General features: G+C 72.6%; 15 protein-coding genes and 2 pseudogenes. 12 read left to right on the forward strand and 5 right to left on the reverse strand.

Going from position 1 to position 18,091, the window contains the following annotated elements:
- Position 1: 1 nt before the first annotated feature.
- A complete protein-coding gene (locus V3T34_RS10715) occupies positions 2-697 on the reverse strand; it encodes a hypothetical protein (protein ID WP_091888248.1) in 696 nt (231 codons plus the stop codon).
- A gap of 249 nt (positions 698-946) precedes the next feature.
- Here V3T34_RS10715 and V3T34_RS10720 point away from each other — a divergent pair, with 249 nt between their 5' ends.
- The 4 genes from V3T34_RS10720 to V3T34_RS10735 all read left to right on the forward strand — a co-directional run bounded on the left by V3T34_RS10720 (position 947) and on the right by V3T34_RS10735 (position 6,973).
- Positions 947-1,498: a DUF4337 domain-containing protein gene (locus V3T34_RS10720; RefSeq protein WP_048430904.1), complete on the forward strand. Its 552-nt coding sequence runs from the start codon at positions 947-949 to the stop codon at positions 1,496-1,498.
- 402 nt (positions 1,499-1,900) lie between these two features.
- The gene (locus V3T34_RS10725; protein ID WP_331369161.1) at positions 1,901-2,539 is read left to right on the forward strand and encodes a TetR/AcrR family transcriptional regulator; all 639 of its coding nucleotides are present in this window, start codon (positions 1,901-1,903) and stop codon (positions 2,537-2,539) included.
- The gene (locus V3T34_RS10730) at positions 2,536-3,831 is read left to right on the forward strand and encodes an efflux RND transporter periplasmic adaptor subunit (RefSeq protein WP_305076728.1); all 1,296 of its coding nucleotides are present in this window, start codon (positions 2,536-2,538) and stop codon (positions 3,829-3,831) included. Before V3T34_RS10725 ends, V3T34_RS10730 begins: the two co-directional genes overlap by 4 nt.
- 4 nt (positions 3,832-3,835) lie before the next feature.
- The gene (locus V3T34_RS10735) at positions 3,836-6,973 is read left to right on the forward strand and encodes an efflux RND transporter permease subunit (protein ID WP_305076727.1); all 3,138 of its coding nucleotides are present in this window, start codon (positions 3,836-3,838) and stop codon (positions 6,971-6,973) included.
- 13 nt (positions 6,974-6,986) lie between these two features.
- Here the strand turns inward: V3T34_RS10735 and V3T34_RS10740 are convergent, their stop codons facing one another.
- From V3T34_RS10740 to V3T34_RS10750, 3 genes are all read right to left on the reverse strand, one after another.
- Complete coding sequence (locus V3T34_RS10740; protein ID WP_060848583.1) at positions 6,987-7,496, reverse strand: SgcJ/EcaC family oxidoreductase; 510 nt, start codon at positions 7,494-7,496, stop codon at positions 6,987-6,989.
- A 170-nt stretch (positions 7,497-7,666) separates the two neighbouring features.
- Positions 7,667-9,499, reverse strand: coding sequence for an aminopeptidase P family protein (locus V3T34_RS10745; protein WP_305076726.1), 1,833 nt, complete (start codon positions 9,497-9,499; stop codon positions 7,667-7,669).
- 63 nt (positions 9,500-9,562) lie between these two features.
- Positions 9,563-10,705, reverse strand: coding sequence for a DUF2125 domain-containing protein (locus V3T34_RS10750; RefSeq protein WP_331369162.1), 1,143 nt, complete (start codon positions 10,703-10,705; stop codon positions 9,563-9,565).
- Between the two features lie 151 nt (positions 10,706-10,856).
- Between V3T34_RS10750 and V3T34_RS10755 the strand changes: the two genes are divergently transcribed.
- From V3T34_RS10755 to V3T34_RS10780, 6 genes and pseudogenes are all read left to right on the forward strand, one after another.
- The gene (locus V3T34_RS10755; RefSeq protein ID WP_060848586.1) at positions 10,857-11,399 is read left to right on the forward strand and encodes a gamma-glutamylcyclotransferase; all 543 of its coding nucleotides are present in this window, start codon (positions 10,857-10,859) and stop codon (positions 11,397-11,399) included.
- Positions 11,400-11,630: 231 nt separating this feature from the next.
- Complete coding sequence (locus V3T34_RS10760; protein ID WP_305076725.1) at positions 11,631-12,959, forward strand: MFS transporter; 1,329 nt, start codon at positions 11,631-11,633, stop codon at positions 12,957-12,959.
- Positions 12,960-13,057: 98 nt separating this feature from the next.
- On the forward strand, positions 13,058-13,900 hold the full coding sequence (locus V3T34_RS10765) for a universal stress protein (RefSeq protein ID WP_305076724.1): 843 nt from the start codon (positions 13,058-13,060) through the stop codon (positions 13,898-13,900).
- 9 nt (positions 13,901-13,909) lie between these two features.
- On the forward strand, positions 13,910-14,323 hold the full coding sequence (locus V3T34_RS10770; RefSeq protein ID WP_060848588.1) for an HIT domain-containing protein: 414 nt from the start codon (positions 13,910-13,912) through the stop codon (positions 14,321-14,323).
- A gap of 83 nt (positions 14,324-14,406) precedes the next feature.
- Entirely contained in the window at positions 14,407-14,832 is a 426-nt protein-coding gene (locus V3T34_RS10775; protein WP_091754447.1) for an acyl-CoA thioesterase, read from the forward strand.
- A 370-nt stretch (positions 14,833-15,202) separates the two neighbouring features.
- Positions 15,203-15,362 (forward strand): annotated as a pseudogene (locus V3T34_RS10780) (IS110 family transposase); the annotation flags it as partial.
- On the opposite strand, the pseudogene V3T34_RS10785 reads toward V3T34_RS10780, so the two are convergent.
- Positions 15,360-15,752, reverse strand: a pseudogene (locus V3T34_RS10785) (transposase); the annotation flags it as partial. The pseudogenes V3T34_RS10780 and V3T34_RS10785 sit on opposite strands and share 3 nt — an antisense overlap.
- Positions 15,753-16,290: 538 nt before the next feature.
- On the opposite strand from V3T34_RS10785, the gene V3T34_RS10790 reads away from it, so the two are divergent.
- On the forward strand, positions 16,291-16,896 hold the full coding sequence (locus tag V3T34_RS10790) for a hypothetical protein (RefSeq protein ID WP_060848591.1): 606 nt from the start codon (positions 16,291-16,293) through the stop codon (positions 16,894-16,896).
- 159 nt (positions 16,897-17,055) lie between these two features.
- Positions 17,056-18,045, forward strand: coding sequence for an acrylyl-CoA reductase (NADPH) (acuI, locus tag V3T34_RS10795; RefSeq protein WP_305076723.1), 990 nt, complete (start codon positions 17,056-17,058; stop codon positions 18,043-18,045).
- Positions 18,046-18,091: the final 46 nt, after the last annotated feature.

The raw sequence follows: 18,091 nt of genomic DNA on the forward strand, positions 1-18,091 counted from the left end.
GTCAGGGCCTGGGACAGGCCGGGTCCGCCGGGCGCGGCGCCCGCCGGAAGTCGAGGACCGCGCGGGTGTAGGTCTCGACCACCTCCGAGAAGGGCTGCCGCTCGCCCGTGAACAGCACCGCGCGGTGGCTGAACAGGTGCTCGGGCACCTCGAGCGTGCCGCAGGACGGGGCGGGCGGGGCCGCCTGGTCCCACCCCTCGGGCAGGGGCTGCCAGTGCGGCTCGGACCCGACGGTCTGGCGGGTGGTGCCGAGCGCCGAGACCGCCCGGCCGAACGGGGTGTCGCTGGTCTCCAGCACCCGGTTCATCTCCGGGGTCAGGCGGGCCGGCACGTACCAGTTGTCGGCCTCCGACAGGACGTGCTCGCCGCAGGCGAGCCGCACCCGGCGGTAGCGCAGGGGCTCGTCGGGGCCGACCGCGAGGCGCTTGCGGGTCTCGGCGGAAGCCGGCTTGTCGACGCCCCGGTCCAGCCGGGCGACGAGGCGCGGCGCTTCGGCCATGCGGTGGGCGCCGCACCAGCCTTCCAGCGTCGCGGTGGCGCTGCGGCTCGCGAGCAGGGTGGCGTTGAGGCTCTGCACCACCGCCACCGCCTCGACGCGGGAGAGATAGGTGTCGGGCCAGTCCGGCCCCGCGGCGCGGGCGGGCGACGCGGCCACGGCGATGGCGAGGAGGAGGGCGGCGGACGGGGTTCGGCGCATGGTCGGGCGTCTCTCGGGATGTCTCTTCGGGGCGTCTCTTCGGGGCCGGCCCTCGCGGCGGGGCCGTGCGGCAGGCCTGCCCGCTCCCGGGCGGCCCTGCAAGCGGGGGCTGGCGCCGCCCGGCGACCCGGCTATGAAGGCGCGGGCGCCGCCGGCTTCATCGATCGGGCGCGCCCCCGGTTCTTCGTCCTGTCGCAGGGTTTCGCCAGACGAGGCCGCGCCTGTCGGATTGGTTCGGGAGAGACGACGATGTCGGGTGGTCACGGGGCGGTGGACAGCTCCAACAAGAAGGTCGCGCTGCTGATCTCGGTGCTCGCGCTGTTTCTCGCCCTCGGCGAGACCCTGGCGAAGAGCGCCCAGACCGATGCGCTCGGCGCCAACGTCGAATCCGCCAACCAGTGGGCGTACTTCCAGGCCCGCACCATCCGCGGCACGGTGCTGAAGACCGCGGGCGAGCAGATCGCGCTGGAGCCGAACGCCTCCCCGGAGGCGGTCAAGAAGCAGATCGAGGAGTGGGCTAAGACCATGGCCCGCTGGGATTCCGATCCGGCCTCCGGCGACGGCCGCAAGGAACTCGCCGCCAAGGCCAAGGCGGCCGAGGCCAAGCGCGACCTCTCGCTCGCCCGCTACCACCATTACGAGCTCGGCTCGGCCGCGTTCCAGATCGGCATCGTGCTGGCCTCGGCCCAGGTGATCACCGGCATCGCCGCGCTCGCCTTCGCGGGCGGGGCCCTGGGGATCGCGGGGATCGGCATGCTGGCAATCGGGCTGTTCGCCCCGCACGCGATCCATCTGTTCTGAGGCGGGTGCCGGAGGCCCGGTCGGGCCTCCGAGCGATGATTGTCGCACCCCATGATGTTGTTCCGGGTCCGCGCGGCGGTGCCCGGGATCCGCAAAGGGCACAGTCGAGACGACGACGCGAAAAGTGTCGCCATGTCCTGTCCGGCCCACTCGACTGCATTTTGGATCACGCGCCGCCGCCGCTGACTGACGCTGGGGCGGGATCAGGCGCGCGCGTGATCGATCCGGATTGGACGGTGCGCGGGGCCCGCCCCGTCTCCACTCCGCGGCCCGATCCGCCTGGATGCAGGGGCACGCCCGATGGCAGCGCTTTCTTATCGTGCTATTATGTCGCGGAAACCCGTGCTTGCCAGCACGGCGCCCCACCCCGCTAACTGAACCCATCAGTTCAGTTAGGGCTTCATGAGCGACGCCGCACGCCACGCCGATCGCCCGCACATCGCGCACGCCGCCGCCGCGCGCCCGCTTGATCCCGCGCGCCGCCGCCGCATCCTCGAAGCCGGGATGGGGCTTTTCTCGGGCCTGCCCTACGCTGCCGTGCACATGGATGCGGTGGCGGCCGCCGCCGGCGTCGCGAAGCCCACGCTCTACCGCTACTTCTCGACCAAGGAGGCCCTGTTCATCGCCGGCCTCGCCTGGACGCTGGCCGATCTGCGCGAGGCGATCGGGGCGATCCGGGTGGTCGACGCGCCGGCCCGCCTGCGCGCCGCCGTCGCGCTGGTGCTGGAGCGGGTCGGTGCCCTGTCGCCGGCGCTGACCGCGATCGAGGGGCGGGGCGCCGAGTTCGGCGAGCGCAGCCGGCGCGTCCTGCGCGAGGGGTTCGACGGCCTGCGCGGCGCGCTCGCCGACCTGTTGCGGGCGGGCGTCGAGGCCGGCGAGCTCGCCGTCCCGGACGTCGAGCTCGCGGTGCTGATGATCCTCGGCGGCATCCGCATGGCGGTGCACGGCACCGGCCGGCGCGCGCCGGCTTCCGCTGCGGTCGCCGACTTCTTCCTCCACGGCCTCGGCGCGCCGGCGCCGTCCACAGGAGCCCCGCGATGATCCGCCTCGTCCTCCTTCTCCTGGCGCTGGTCGCGGCCGGGGCGGGCTGGCTCGTGCAGCGCCACGGCGGCGACACCCACGCCGCCTGGACCACGGCCCGGACGGCGCTGCCGCCCGACCTCGCCCGATACCTGCCCGAGCGCCCGCCCGGCGCGGTCCCCGCGCAACTGCCGTTCGCCGCCCTGACGCCGGCCCCGGCGGCGAGGCCCGCCAACCCGGCCGCCTCGCCCCCCCTGGTGACCACCGTGGCGGCGGGCGTCACCGACCTTGCCCTGACCCGCTCGGCGGTGGGCTGGATCGAGCCGATGGCGAGCGTGGTGGTGCGCCCGCGCATCGACGGCGTCATCACCGAGCAGCTCGCCCGCGACGGCCAGGTGGTGAAGGCGGGCGACGTGCTCTACCGCCTCGACGACCGCGAGCTCCGCGCCCAGATCGCCCGCGACGAGGCGGCGCTCGCCCGCGACCAGGCGACCCAGGTCCGCACCCAGAACGACGTGCGCCGTGTCGGCGAACTGCTCTCCCGCTCCTCCGCCTCGCAGGCGCAGTTCGACGTCGCCTCCGCCGAGGCCAAGGTGGCGGCGGCGAACGTCGCGGCCTCCCAGGCGGCGATCGACGCCGACAAGGTCCGGCTCGACTACACCGTCGTGCGCGCGCCGATCTCCGGCCGCCTCGGCCGGGTGCTGGTGACCACCGGCAACCTCGTGAAAGGCAACGAATCGGCCGGCACCGGCCTCGTCACCATCACGCAGATGCGGCCGCTCCGCGCCACCTTCTCGCTGCCCGAGCGCGACCTCGACGGCTTGCGCGCGGCGCTCGCGCGGCCCGGCACCGCCCCGGTCCGGGTCTTCTCCAGCGGCGGCGAGGCGGTGCTGGCGGTGGGCCGGCTCTCCTTCGTCGATTCGAGCGTCGACCAGGCCTCCGGCACCGTCACCGCCTGGGCCTTCTTCCCCAACGAGGACGACCGGCTCTGGCCCGGCCAGTACGTGCGGGTCGAGGTCGATCTCGGCTCGCGGCCCGGCACCGTGACGGTGCCGCAGGCCGCGGTGCAGCCGGGCCAGGAGGGCAGCTTCGTCTGGGTGGTGCGGCCCGACCGCACCGTGGAGCGCCGTACCGTCGAGGTCATCACCTCCCGTGACGGCCGAGCCGCCCTGAGCCTGGGCCTGCGCCCCGGCGAGCGGGTGGTGGTCGAGGGCCAGTTCCGGGTCCGCCCGGGCCTGCCCGTCAGCGAGCGCCAGCAGGACGCCGCCGAGGCCCAAGCGTCCGTTCCCGGCACCCCCACGCGGATCGAGTGACCCGATGAATCTCTCGGCCCCGTTCATCCGCCGGCCCGTCGCCACGATCCTGCTGTCGATCGCGCTGACGCTGTCGGGGCTGTTCGCCTACCGCTTCCTGCCGGTCGCGGCCCTGCCGACCGTGGACTTTCCGACCATCTCGGTCACCGCGCAGCTCCCCGGCGCCTCGCCGGAATCGATGGCGGCCTCGGTGGCGACGCCCTTGATCAAGGAGTTCTCCACGATCCCGTCGATCGCCACGATCTCGGCGACGAACTATCAGGGCTTCACCTCGATCACCGTCGAGTTCGAGCTGTCGCGCAACATCGACCAGGCCGCCGCCGACGTGCAGGCGGCGATCACCCGGACCCTGCGCCGGCTGCCGATCGAGCTGACCATCCCGCCGAGCTTCCGCAAACTCAACCCCGCCGACGCGCCGGTGATCCTGCTCGCCCTGTCGAGCGAGACGACGCCGCTGCCGACGCTCGACGCCTTCGCCCAGACGGTGATCTCACCCTCGCTCTCGACCATCACGGGCGTGGGCCAGGTGCTGGTCTACGGCAGCCAGAAATTCGCCGTGCGGGTCCAGCTCGATCCCAACGTGCTCGCCGCCCGCGGCATCGGCGTCGACGAGGTGCAGGCGGGTATCCAGAACGCCAACACCTCGACCCCGGTCGGCGTGGTCGAGGGGAGAGGGCAGAATCTCACCATCCAGACCAACACCCAGTTGATGAACGCCGATGCGTTCCGCGACGTGATCGTGGCGGTCCGCAACGGCCGGCCGGTGCGTCTCGGCGAGGTCGCCCGCGTCATCGATTCGGTCGAGAACAACCGCATCGCCTCGTGGAAGGACGGCACCCGCGCCCTGGTGCTCGCCGTTCAGCGCCAGCCGGACGCCAACACGGTCGACGTCGTCGACCGTGTCCGGGCGATGCTGCCGAAGTTCCAGGAGCAGCTGGGCGCGAGCGGCACCATCGACGTCGTCAACGACCGCTCGGTGTCGATCCGCGAGGCGGTGCACGACGTCCAGTTCACGCTGGTGCTGACCATCGTGCTCGTCGTGGCCGTGATCTACCTCTTCCTCGGCCGGCTCGCCGCGACGCTGATCCCCTCGGTGGCGGTGCCGATCTCGATCATCGCCACCTTCGGGGCGATGTATCTTCTCGGCTACTCGATCGACAACATCTCGCTGCTGGGCCTCACCCTGGCGGTCGGCCTCGTCGTCGACGACGCGATCGTGATGCTGGAGAACATCGTCCGGCACGTCGAGGAGGGGATGAAGCCGTTCGAGGCGGCGCTGAAGGGCGCGGGCGAGATCGGCTTCACCATCCTGTCGATCACCATCTCGCTCGTCGCGGTGTTCATCCCCGTGCTGCTGATGGGCGGCGTCGTCGGGCGCATCTTCAACGAGTTCGCCATCGTGGTGACGATCGCGATCATCGCCTCGGCGGTGATCTCGCTGACGCTCACCCCGATGCTCGCCGCCCGCCTGCCGGCCGATGCCGCCGGCCACGGCCAGAAGAAGAACCTGTTCGAGCGCGGCTTTGCCCGCATCCAGGCCTGGTACGAGCGCGGCGTCGATCTCTGCCTGCGCTGGCCCTTCGCGGTGCTGATGGTGTTCTTCGCTTCCGTCGCGCTCACCGCCTGGATGTTCGTCGTCATCCCGAAGGGCTTCTTCCCGTCCGAGGATATCGGCCAGCTCCAGATCGCGACGGAGGCCGGCCAGGACGTGTCCTTCGACGCGATGAGCGCGCTCCAGCACGAGGCCGAGGTGATCCTCGCCCGCCATCCGGCGGTGGCCCACGTCGTGAGTCGCGCCGGCTCGAACGGGTTCTCCGGCACGCTCAACCAGGGCTCGTTCTTCGTCGAGCTCAAGGACCGCGACCAGCGCCCGCCGCTGCCCAAGACCATCGCGGAGCTGCGCCAGCAGCTTGCCGCGGTGCCGGGCCTGACCGCGTTCATCACGCCGGTGCAGAACCTGCGCCTCGGCGGGCGCCAGTCGAAGAGCCAGTATCAGTACGTCGTGCAGGGCCTCGACCGGCCCGGGCTCGAGCGCTGGTCCGAGCGGCTGACCGAGGCCCTGGCGAAGGACCGCGCCATCTTCGCGGGCGTCACCAGCGACCTGCAGAACGCCGCGCTCCAGGCCAAGGTCACGGTCGACACCGACAAGGCGCAGGCGCTCGGCATCACCTCCGACCAGATCCGCCAGACCCTCTATACCGGCTTCGGCACCCGCCAGGTCTCGACCATCTACGGTACCGCCGACAGCTACCAGGTCATCACCGAATTCGACCCGCGCCTGAACTGGACCGCCGACCGCCTCGACGAGATCCGCCTGCGCGCGACCAACGGCAAGCTCGTCCCGCTCTCGGCGGTGGCGGGCATCACCCGGGTGCCGGGCCCGCTCTCGATCAACCAGCTCGGCCTCCTGCCGGCGGTGACGATCTCGTTCGACCTCGCCCCCGGCGTGGCGCTCGGCCAGGCGGTCAACCGCATCGCGGAGATCAAGGACTCGCTCGGGGTACCCGGCACCATCACGACGACGTTCGCCGGCACCGCCCAGGTATTCCAGGACGCGCTGGCCAACCAGGGCCTGCTGCTGGCCGCCGCCGTCATCACGATCTACCTCGTGCTCGGCATCCTCTACGAGAGCTTCATCCACCCGCTCACCATCCTCACCGGCCTGCCGGCGGCGGCGATCGGGGCGCTGGGGGCCCTCCAGCTCTACGGGATGGACCTCTCGGTCATCGCGATCATCGGCGTGCTCATGCTGATCGGCATCGTGAAGAAGAACGCCATCATGATGATCGACGTCGCCCTGGTGCTCCAGCGCGAGAAGGGCTGGAGCCCGGCGGCGGCGATCCGCGAGGCCTGCGGCTTACGCTTCCGGCCGATCATGATGACGACGGCCGCCGCCGTGATGGGCACCCTGCCGATCGCCATCGGGCACGGCGCCAGCGCCGAATTGCGCCAGCCGCTGGGCGTCGCGGTGGTGGGCGGGTTGCTGGTCTCCCAGCTCCTCACCCTGTTCATCACGCCGGTGCTCTACCTCTACATGGACCGGCTCGGGACGGGCGTGACCCGGACGGTCCTCGCCCTGCGCCGCGGCCGCCGGCCCGCGGCCCGTCCCGACGAGGCGGAGGGGCGGCTGCCGGCGGAGTGAGCCGGGCCCCGCCTCAATGCTCCTTGGCGGCCGCCGTGACGGCGATGACCGGCTCTGGCATCGCCGAGGAATGGTGGTGGGCGATCAGCCACTCGCCGTCCCTGAGCACGTAGACGAAGCTGTAGCGGGCCGGCACGACGACGTGCTCGCCCGGCTTCTTGCCGTCGACCAGGAAGGTGTAGGTGCCGACATCGGTCGCCAGGTTGCAGCCGATGCGGATGGTGTGGGTGTTGATGACGCCCTGCGGGTGCTTCTCCAGGAAGTGCACGAAGTAGTCCTGGATCATCGCCCGGTCGGTGCGCGGCACGTTCGAGACCGTCGGCAGCAGCACGGCGTCGGGGGCGTAGTTCGCCGTGACCTTCGCCGGGTCGAGGGTCGCCAGCGACGCGTTCCAGCGGTCGAACAGGCCCTCGATCTGGCGCTCGCTCACCGCGGCGCAATCCATCGCCTCGGCCCGCGCCGGCACCGTGCCGAGCAGCGCCGCCCCGACCGCCAGGGCGGCCGCCATCATCCTCGTCGTCATCCGATCGTCCCCTGCCTGTGAAGCAGCGGAACGGTACGGCGGCCGCCGCGCGCAATCGACGTCAAATCTGCGCGGTTCCGAGGAGACTTCGAATTCTTTCGATATAGTTCGGATGACTGAGGGGAAGAATGCCCCTCTGCTAACGGTTAGAAGGTTGCGCCGTCGCGGAATTAGGCTTCGGCGAGCGGCCGCGTCGCCGCCGCCAGCCACGTCCGGGTCTCCGGGTCGACGAGGTCGTCGAGGGCCGCGCGCACCCGGGCGTGGTAGGCGTCGAGCCAGGCCGTCTCCGCCGGGGTGAGCAGCTCCAGGGCCACCAGCGCGCGGTCGAACGGCGCCAGCGTCAGGGTCTCGAAGCCGAGCATCGGTCGCTCGGCACCCGGCAGGCTCGTCTCCTCGACCAGAACCAGGTTCTCGAGGCGGATGCCGAAGGCCTGCACCTTGTAGTAGCCGGGTTCGTTCGAGACGATCATCCCGGGCTGGAGCGCCACCGTGCCGGTCTTGGCGATGCGCTGCGGCCCCTCGTGCACCGACAGGAAGGCGCCGACGCCGTGGCCGGTGCCGTGATCGAAGTCGAGGCCGGCCTCCCAGAGCGGGCGCCGGGCGAAGGAATCGATCTGCGCCCCCGTGGTGCCGCGGGGAAACACCGCGGTGGCGATGGCGATGTGGCCCTTGAGCACCCGGGTGAAGCGGTCGCGCATCTCCGGGCTCGGGGTGCCGACCGCGACCGTGCGGGTGATGTCGGTGGTGCCGTCGGCGTATTGTGCGCCCGAGTCGATGAGGAACAGTTCGCCGGGCTGCACCCGGCGGTCGGTGCCGCGCGAGACCCGGTAGTGCACGATGGCGCCGTTCGGGCCCGAGCCAGAGATGGTCGGGAAGGCGATCTCGCGCAGAAGGCCGGTCTCGGCCCGGAAGGCCTCGAGCCGCACCACCGCGTCGATCTCCGAGACGGCGCCCCCCGGGGCCTCGCGGGCGAGCCAGGCGAGGAAGCGGGTCACCGCGGCGCCGTCGCGCCGGTGGGCGGCGCGGGTGCCGGCGATCTCGGCGGCGTTCTTCGCCGCCTTCATGGCGGTGATCGGGTCGGGCCCGACATCGACGCTGCCGCCCGCCGCCTCGATCCGCCGGCGCAGGGCCACGGCGCCGGTCGCCGCGTCGAGGCGCACCCGGGCGTTGCCCGCGCCGAGGGCGTCGAGCGCCTCGGTCAGCGCCTCGGGATCGTGGCGCTCGGCCAGCCCGTCGAGGGCGGCGAGCGCCTCGGCCGTGACCTTGCGGGCATCGAGAAAGAGGCGCGGCAGGCCGTCCCGCGGGATCACCGCGTAGCCGAGCGGCAGGGGAGTGTGGGAGACGTCGCCGCCGCGCAGGTTGAACGCCCAGGCGAGGTTGTGCGGGTCCGACACGACCAGCGCGTCGAGCCGCGCCTTGTCGAGGGCGGCGCGCACGCGGTCGAGCTTGGCTGCCGCCGCCTCGCCGGCGAGGTGGTCCGGATGGGGCACCACCGGGGCGCGGGGCGCGGCCGGGCGGTCGATCCAGACGAGGTCGACGAGGTTGAGCGCCGTCGCCTCGACGCGTCCGCCCGCGGCCTGCGCGGCCCGCTCCAGCCGGGCGAGGCCGTCCGGCGTGTGCAGCCAGGGATCGTAGGCGAGCACCCCGCCCGCCGGGAGGTTGGCCTCGATCCAGGCCTCGACGCTGGTCTCGGCCAGCGGCACCGGGGTGACGATCGCGGTGTCGACCTGCTCGGCCGCCTGGAGCGTGTAGCGCCCGTCGACCACCAGGGCGGCCTTGTCGGCGAGCACGATCGCCGTGCCGGCCGAGCCGGTGAATCCGGTGAGCCAGGCCAGCCGCTCGGCATTGGCCGGCACGTATTCCGACTGGTGCTCGTCGGCCCGCGGCACGACGAAGCCGGCGACGCCCCTCTGCGCCATCGCCGCCCGGAGCGCCGCGACCCGCGCCGCGCCCTCCCGGTGGCTGGGATCCTCGAAGCTCTGGAAGCGCGCGGTCTGGCTCATGCCCCCTGGGGTACGACGGCCGGGGCGGGGCGGCAACCGCCCCGCCGCGTCAATTCGGCGGGCTCAGTACAGCGGCTGCAGCCGGACGTTCGGCACCGCGAACGGCCCGACCACCACCCGCCCGCCGGCGAGGCGCACGGTCGGCAGCACCTTGAGCGGCGGCTCGCCCGGCCGGTCGCCGGCACCCTGGCCCGGCGCCGGCTCCTTGCGGCGCCCGCCGAGGAACTGGCCGACGATGTTGCCGATCAGCGCCGCGCCGTCGCCGCCGAGGCGCGCGCCGAGCTGCTCGCTGATCAGCGGGGCGATCACCTGCTCGAGCCCGGCGGTGCGCACGTCGAGCTGGCCCGAGGGCCGGTGCAGCTCGTCGAGGGCGAGCACGCCCTGCGCCCGCAGCCGCCGGCTGCCCTTCTCTGCGGCGAGGCTGGTGATCTCGACGGTGCCGCCGGCCTCGCGCCAGCGCTCGAGCTCCTGTGCCAGGGTGCGGGTGCGGAAACCCGCCGCCCGGGTCACGGTGGCGTCGAGCGCGAGGTCCGCCGGCTCGGTGCCGCCGAGCACCGGGTCGAGCATCGGCACGGCGGCCTGCCTCACCCGGGCGCTGAGGTCGACGGCACCGTCGGTCTCGAAGCGGCCCGGGGTCGGGCGGGCATGCAGCTCGAGATGCTGGGTCGAGAAGTCGATCGGCGACGGGTCGGCGCCGGTGACGCTGCCCTTCAGGCCGTCCGCCACCACGGAGGCGCGCTGGAAGCCGTCGCTCGTGGCGTGCAGGCTCGCCTCCAGGCTCGTCCAGGTCACGTCGGCATCAAGGCCGCCCTGCTGCACCTTGAACGGCCCGGTCGCCTCCAGGATGACGTGGCGCGGCTGGTAGACCTGCGCCACCGCGACGAGCGGCCCGGTGGTGAAGCGCACGTCGGAGCGGGCGAAGCCGAGCGAGGCGCAGCGCAGCTCGAACCGGAACGGGAAGCCGGTCAGCGAGCGGTCGGCGCAGGTCCATTGCCGCCCGGCCTGGGCCTCGCGGGCAAACCACCGGTCGATCTCGCCCTCGGCCTTGCCCCGCAGCCAGAACCACCCCGCGCTCCAGGCGAGCGCCAGGAGCAGGAGCAGCACGAACGGCGCGAACAGGCCGAGGCGCAGGCCCGGTCCGCGTCCTCCGGTCGTCCGCCCCGTCTCGGTCGTCGGCCCCGCTTGCGTCGGCCTGTCCATCGGCATGATCCCGGTTCTGCGGCGGCCCTGAAGGACCGCCCGGATTGAACCGCGCTCCCGTAGCTGCTACCGGCCGCGCCCGGCAAGTGAGACCGGCGGGTGACACCGAACGGGTGAGGCACGCTCACGCGGTCGTGCCGGGGGGAGGATGCGGGCGATGGAGGCGGGCGAGCCGTCGGATCTCTGGGTGTTCGGCTACGGCTCGCTGATGTGGCGGCCGGGCTTTCCCTTCGTCGAGAGCGGGCCGGGGCGCCTGCGCGGCTATCACCGCTCGCTCTGCGTCCTCTCGCACGTCCATCGCGGCACGCCGGAGCGGCCGGGCTTGGTGCTCGGGCTCGACCGGGGCGGCTCCTGCCGCGGCATGGCGTTCCGGGTCGCGGGCCCGGACGCGGCGTCCACGCTCGCCTACCTGCGCGAGCGCGAGCAGGTCACCGCGGTCTACGTCGAGCGGGTGCTCGGGGTCACCCTCGACGACGGCCGCCGCATCGCGGCGGTGACCTACCTCGTCGACCGCCGCCACCCGCAATATGCCGGCCGCCTGCCGGAGGCCGAGCTGGTGCGGCTGGTGCGCCAGGGCCTCGGCCGCTCGGGCGCCAACCCGGACTACGTCCGCCACACTCACGACCAGCTCGTCGCCATGGGCATCCCCGACCCGATGCTCGCCCGCCTCGCCGCCGCCTTCGCGGTGCCGAGCCCGTGATGCCTCGCGCCTCGGCAGGTCGATGCCGAGGGCCGAGGGGTCGGGCGCGTCGGCGCCGTCGCCCGTCCGGGCTCGGCCCGGCACCGTCGAACGGATCGGTTCGACGGCGCCGCGGTGCGGGGCCGGGTGGTGGCAGGCGCACGATCATTCCCCGTTCAGGTGCGGTAGGCCGTGTGGGCCTGGACTTTTGGACGACGGCCCGAACGGGCAAGCCGGAGCGCTTCCGCGTTGATGAACCCCACCACCCACCTCGCCCTGATCAACGTCTTCGTGGGCGACATCCAGGGCGGGCTCGGCCCCTTCCTCGGCACCTGGCTGGCGCAGGCCGCGAAGTGGGGCCCGAGCGAGGTCGGCCTCGTCACCACCATCGTGGGCTTCGCCACCCTGGGCCTGAGCGGGCCGCTCGGCGCCCTGGTCGACCGGCTCGGCCGGCCCCGGATGCTGATCGCGGCGGCCTGCGCGGCGATTCTCCTCGGGACCCTGCTGCTCCTGCCGGCCCGGGCGTTCATGACGGTGCTCGCCGCCCAGTTCATCGCCGCGGTCGGCGGCACCCTGGTGGTGCCGGCGGTGACGGCGCTGACGCTCGGCATGGTCGGCAAGCAGGCCTTCCCCAAGCAGCAGGGCCGCAACCAGGCCTGGAACCACGTCGGCATCCTGGGGGCGGCGCTGGCGATCAGCTTCGGCACGCCGTACATGGGCCCGAGCATCGCCTTCTGGATCCTCGGCGGGCTCTCCGCCTGCGCCATCGTGGCGGCCCTGACGACGCCGAAGCAGGCCTATAACGGCCGCCGCGCCGTCGGCTGGAAGGAGGACGATCCGGACGACAAGCCGGAGCGCTCCGGCATCCTGAAGGTCCTGTCGGACCGCCGGCTCCTGATCCTCTCGGCGGCGCTCGCCCTGTTCAACCTCGCCAACGGCTCGATGCTGAGCCTCGTCGGCCAGAAGCTCGTCGCGGCGGGTGAGGACGGCACCGGCTGGACCGCCCGCTACGTCATCGTCGCGCAGGCCGTGATGATCCCGGTGGCGCTCTTTGCCGGCTCCCTCGCCGACCGGCGCGGCCGGCGCCAGCTCCTCCTCGTCGCCTGCGCGGTGCTGCCGGCCCGCGCGCTCCTCTCGGCCTTCCTGTCCGACCCCTACTGGTTGATCCTCGCCGAGGTGCTCGACGGCGTCGCCTCGGGCGTCATCGGCGTCGCGGTGCCGGTGGTGGTGGCCGACCTGACCTGGGGCTCGGGCCGCACCCAGACCGCGCTCGGCACCGTCGCGGCGGTGCAGGGGGTGGGCGGCGCCCTCTCGGGCTGGGTCGGGGGCCTGCTCGCGTTGCATCTCGGCTGGACCTGGGCGTTCCTGGCGCTCGCCGTGCCGGCCGGCCTCGCCCTGATGATGGCCCTGTGGCTCGAGGAGACCTGCGCCCCCGGCGGCCAGGACGGGGCGGGCGCCGCTTGCAGCCAGTCCAACCCGCCCGAGGGGGAAGATCCGCCCGAGGACGACGCAGCGCCGGAGGAGGCCGGGGAGGCGGAGCCGCGCCGCCGCGGCGCGGTGGAGGCCTCGGCACGATCCTGACGCTCCGCCGTGGAGGAGCCGTCCTGCCCCCTGGACAGGGCGGAGGCCGCCGTGATGCTATCGCGGGGTCCCGAGGCTCCAGAGGTGAGTGCGCCGCCATGAAGACGCTTCTCGTTCCGGTCGCCCGCCACACCCTGCTCGATTCGGTGCTCGACACCGCCGTGCTCACCGCCCGCCGGTTCGACGCCAGCATCGAGGGGTTCGGCCTGCGCCCGGCGCTGGCCGAGTACGTCCCCGTCGACATGGTCGGCGGCATGACCTGGGTGCGCGACGAGGAGACCGACCTCGTCGAGGCCCGCGATTGCGGCGGCCTGTTCACCGCGGCGATGGACCGCCACGGCGTCGCCCGCGACAGCGCCGATGCCGGCCGCAGCGGCCCGCGCTACCGCTGGCGCCCCGACGCGCCTCCCGGCGACGGATTCCTGGCCCAGCACGCCCGGCTGTTCAACGCCACGATCGTCGGCCGGCCCGGAAGCGGGGAGGGCACGCCCCGGATGACCACCCTGGAGGCGGTCCTGTTCGAGAGCGGGCGCCCGCTGATCATCGCCCCGCCGACGACGCCCGCGAGCATCGGCGAGACCGTGATGATCGCCTGGAACGGCTCGACCGAGACCGCCCGCACGGTCGCCTTCGCGGCGCCGTTCCTGCGCGCCGCCTCGCGGATCGAGGTGCTGGGGGTCGATGCCGGCATGGTACCCGGCCCGAGCGCCGAGGAGATGGCCGCCGCCCTCAACCGCGAAGGCCTGTCGGCGCAGGGGCGCACCCTCGCGGCCGGCCGCCGCGCCGTCGGCGAGGTCTTCCTCACCGAAGCGGAGGCGATCGGCTGCGACCTCCTGGTCAAGGGCGCCTACACCCAGAGCCGCCTGCGCCAGATGATCTTCGGCGGCGCCACCAGCCACATCCTCGCCCATGCCACCATGCCGGTGCTGATGGCGCATTGACGGACCCCGATGACCGATTTCGCCCTCGACCCGCGGCTCTCCGCCGACACCATCGCGCTCGGCGACCTCGCCCTGTCGAGCGTGCTGCTCCTGAACGACAAGCGCTTCCCCTGGTTCGTCCTGGTGCCCCGGCTCCCCGGTGCCTCCGAGCTGACCGACCTCTCGCCGCAGGACGCCGCCCGGCTGATGGAGGAGACGCGCCTGACGGTCGGGGTGATGCAGGCGCTCGCCCAGCCCGACAAGGTGAATGTCGGGGCGCTCGGCAACGTGGTGGCGCAGCTCCACGTCCACGTCGTCGGGCGCTTCCGCTCCGATCCGGCCTGGCCCGGCCCGGTCTGGGGCCACGGCACCCGCGAGCCCTATCCGGCGCACGCAGCGGCGCAGCTCGTGGAGCGGGCGCGAGGATTGTTCGCGGCGGCGTGACGAAACGCCGGCTCGCTGCTTACCTTGGGCGAGGAACGGGCTAGGGTGCGCCGTCCCGTCCCGAATCGCGCTGGCCCACTCCGATGACCGACGACCCGTCCGCTCCGCTCGCCGCCTGGGGCCCCCCGGTGATCCGCACCATCGCGATGCCGGCCGACACCAACCCGGCCGGCGACATCTTCGGCGGCTGGCTCATGGCGCAGATGGACCTCGCCGCCGGCAACGTCGCGGCGCGGCGCGCCCGGGGGCGCTGCGCCACCATCGCGGTCGAGGGCATGACATTCCTGCAGCCGGTGGTCGTCGGCGACGAGGTCAGCCTCTACGCTCACATCGTCTCGGTCGGCCGCTCCTCGATCCGCATCCAGATCGAGGCCTGGCGCCGCGCCCGGGAGAGCGAGGAGACGATCAAGGTCACGCAGGCGCTGTTCACCTTCGTGGCGATCGACGAGAATCGCCGCCCGCGGGCGGTGCCGCCGGATTCGGCCGCGGTGGCGCCCGGCGTGGTGTGACGTCGAGGAAAAACTCGTCTCGCGCGCCGGTTCCTGGAAAAATAGTCCACGTCCCGGTCCGGACTTGATCCCGAGGTTTCGGCCCGGCAAGGATGGGTTGACATGGAAGGGCACTTGCAGTCGGCGCCACAATTTCCTTATCGCTCAGAGCCTGTTTGACACACGCGATAGGTCGCAGGATGATCTTGCCTCCAACACCTCAGGATGAGGTTGCTGGCGGGATGGAAAATCCCCTCGCGAATGTATCGATGCAAGTCGAACAGATTGGGTAGTTGGCGAGACGCTGCAGGTCCGCTGAAGGCTGCTCCTCCTATCGAGCCGTGAGATCGTGATCGAGGTTCGATCGCCACGGCATCGGGAAGGAGCGGCCATGACGCACTTTGCCGGCCTCGACGTCTCCCTGGAAGAGACCCCGATCTGTGTGGTCGACGCGACGGGTCGGATCCTCAAGGAGACGCGGGTAGCAAGCGAGCCCTGCGCTCTCATCCGCGGCCCTGACGGCGCTCGGCCTGCCCCTGGAGTATATCGGCGATCGGCAGGACCCTGCAGGTCGGCCTCATCCTGGGCTCTCGAAGGACGACCCCGTAGACCTCCCGATGATCGTCGATGAAGCCGATCAAGGCCGCGACCGGCGGTCGAGCTCGGCAAAAGCGAAATACGCGCTCGCCTTGCGCAGGATCTCGTTGGCTCGGCGCAGCTCACGGTTCTCACGTTCGAGCGCCTTGATCCGCTCGCGCTCGTCCGTCGTCTGCCCGGGTCGCACACCTTGATCGCGTTCGAACTGGCGCACCCGGTTTCGTAGCGTCTCGCCCGAGCAGCCGATCTTGGCCGCAATCGACTGGATCGCCGACCATTGCGAGCCGTGCTCGCCCTTGAGGTCGCGCACCTCAGGGAAAAAGCCGGGCTGTTCGCTTCGTCATGGCTCCCCCTCTCAGAAGCCGGAGCCTCCGGGACACGCGGAGCGGTTCGTTCCCCGTACGGGAGAGGGGGGATGCGTCTACGGTTAGTCGAACAGATCGCGCGGAAACCACATCACCCCTAGGACGCCGTGTACCGGCCGTCTTGAGCGACCGTCGGGCACGTGGTCGTGGCGCCGAGCTGATGCCCGGACGGAAGCGGCGCCGGCCGCGCGACCGCCTCTCCGGCCCCTTCGCAGGTCCCCGTTCGGCCCGAAGGTTCCGCCCGTCCACCGGCGAAGCGGCCTACGTGGTTTACCACAAGTATAGAGATCGCGCGGGATTCGGTGGTTCCCGGACCGGAAGAGTCGATCGACTCTCAGCCTTGCGCGAAACCCTCCGCAATTCGCCGAAATACGTAATAAATCCCGAGGGCAATTTTACCCTCTTGGGGGTTTCGGCTTGCCTGGCGGGCGTCGCCCCGGCTTCACTGCCGGACAAGCGTGGCGCTGGCGAGTGTCGCGCCGGCGTCATTCCCCGCGACCCCCGAGGATCTCCGACCATGACCGCTCCGGTCACCCGTGCCATCGCCGCGACCGCGCTCGCGGCCGGCCTCGTCTCCGCCGCCCCGGCGCTCGCCGGCGGCTACGGCTGCACCACCGATTGCTACCGCCAGGTCTCGACGCCGCCGGTCTACGGCACGGTGTCCGAGCAGGTGATGGTGCGCCCGCCGCGCACGGTGACCCACGTCGTGCCGCCGGTCTACGACACCGTGTCCGAGCAGGTGCTGGTGGCCCCGGCCCGCCGCGTCTGGCAGACCTCGGTCGACGCCTACGGCCAGACCGTCGGCTGCTGGGTCACGATCCCGCCGCGCTACGCGACCCAGACCCGCCGGGTGCTGGTGCGCCCGGCCCAGGTGGTGCCGCAGGTGATCCCGCCGGCCTACGCCTCCTACCAGCGCCGCGTCCTGGTCGAGCCCGGCCGCTCGGGCTGGGTGCCGGCCAATGGCGGCGGCTACGGCGGTGGCTACGGGGCCGGCCCGGCCGCGGGCGGCCTCGTCGGTGCGGGCCTCGGCCTCGCGGGGGCCGGGATCGGGCTCGGTGCCGCGGCGGTCGGCGCCGGCACCGGCCTCGTCTTCGGCGGCGGCAGCATCTACGACGGCTACTGAGCCGATGCGCGGCCCGGGCCGGACCCGGGCCGCTCCCTTGCCGACCCCCGGCCCGGGTCCGACCCGGGCCGTCGTCACCTTGCCGCCGGGGGGCTCGCGCCCCACAACCCGGGTCGGCGACGCGGCACGAAGGCCGCGCGCGGACAGGGAGGCGACGGCGTGGGTACCTTCAAGGCGGTGGTGATCGAGAAGGGCGAGGGCGGCCAGCGCGTCGCGCTCAAGGACTTCGACGAGGCCGATCTGATGGACGGCGACGTCACCGTCCGGGTCACCCACTCCACCCTCAACTACAAGGACGGGCTGGCGCTCACCGGCAAGGCGCCGGTCGTGCGGCGCTGGCCGATGATTCCCGGCATCGACTTCGCCGGCGTGGTCGAGGCCTCCTCCCATCCGGACTGGAAGCCCGGCGACGCCGTGGTGCTCAACGGCTGGGGCACCGGCGAGACCCATCTCGGCGCCTACGCGGAGAAGTCCCGCGTCAAGGGCGACTGGCTGGTGGCGCTGCCGGCCAGCCTCACCCCCGAGCAGGCGATGGCGATCGGCACCGCCGGCTACACCGCGATGCTCGCCATGCTGGCGCTGGAGCGCCACGGACTCACGCCTCAATCCGGTCCGGCCCTGGTGACCGGGGCGGCCGGCGGCGTCGGCTCGGTGGCGGTGTCGCTGCTCGCCCGCGCCGGCTGGCACGTCGTCGCCTCGACCGGGCGTGCCGCGGAGGAAGCGGAGTACCTGCGCTGCCTCGGCGCGGCCGAGATCATCGACCGCGCCGAGCTGAGCGCCCCGGGCAAGCCGCTCGGCAAGGAGCGCTGGGCCGCCGCGATCGACGCGGTCGGCGCGACGACGCTCGCCAACGCTCTGGCGATGACCCGCTACGGCGGCGCCGTCGCCGCCTGCGGCCTCGCCGGCGGCATGGATCTGCCGACCTCCGTCGCGCCCTTCATCCTGCGCGGCGTCGCGCTCTACGGCATCGAGAGCGTGATGGCGCCGCTCCCCTTGCGCCGCGAGGCCTGGGCTCGCCTCGCCCGCGACCTCGACCCCGCCGCCCTCTCGGCGATGACCACCACGGTGCCGCTCGCCGAGGTGATCGCGCGCGGCCCCGAGATCCTGGCCGGGCGCACCCGCGGGCGGGTGGTGGTGACGATCGCCTGACCGTGCCGGGAGACGGAACCTTGGCGTGGCCTCGCGCATTGCCCGT

The sequence above is a fragment of the Methylobacterium ajmalii genome, from assembly GCF_036448855.1.
Classification (GTDB): Bacteria; Pseudomonadota; Alphaproteobacteria; order Rhizobiales; family Beijerinckiaceae; genus Methylobacterium; species Methylobacterium ajmalii.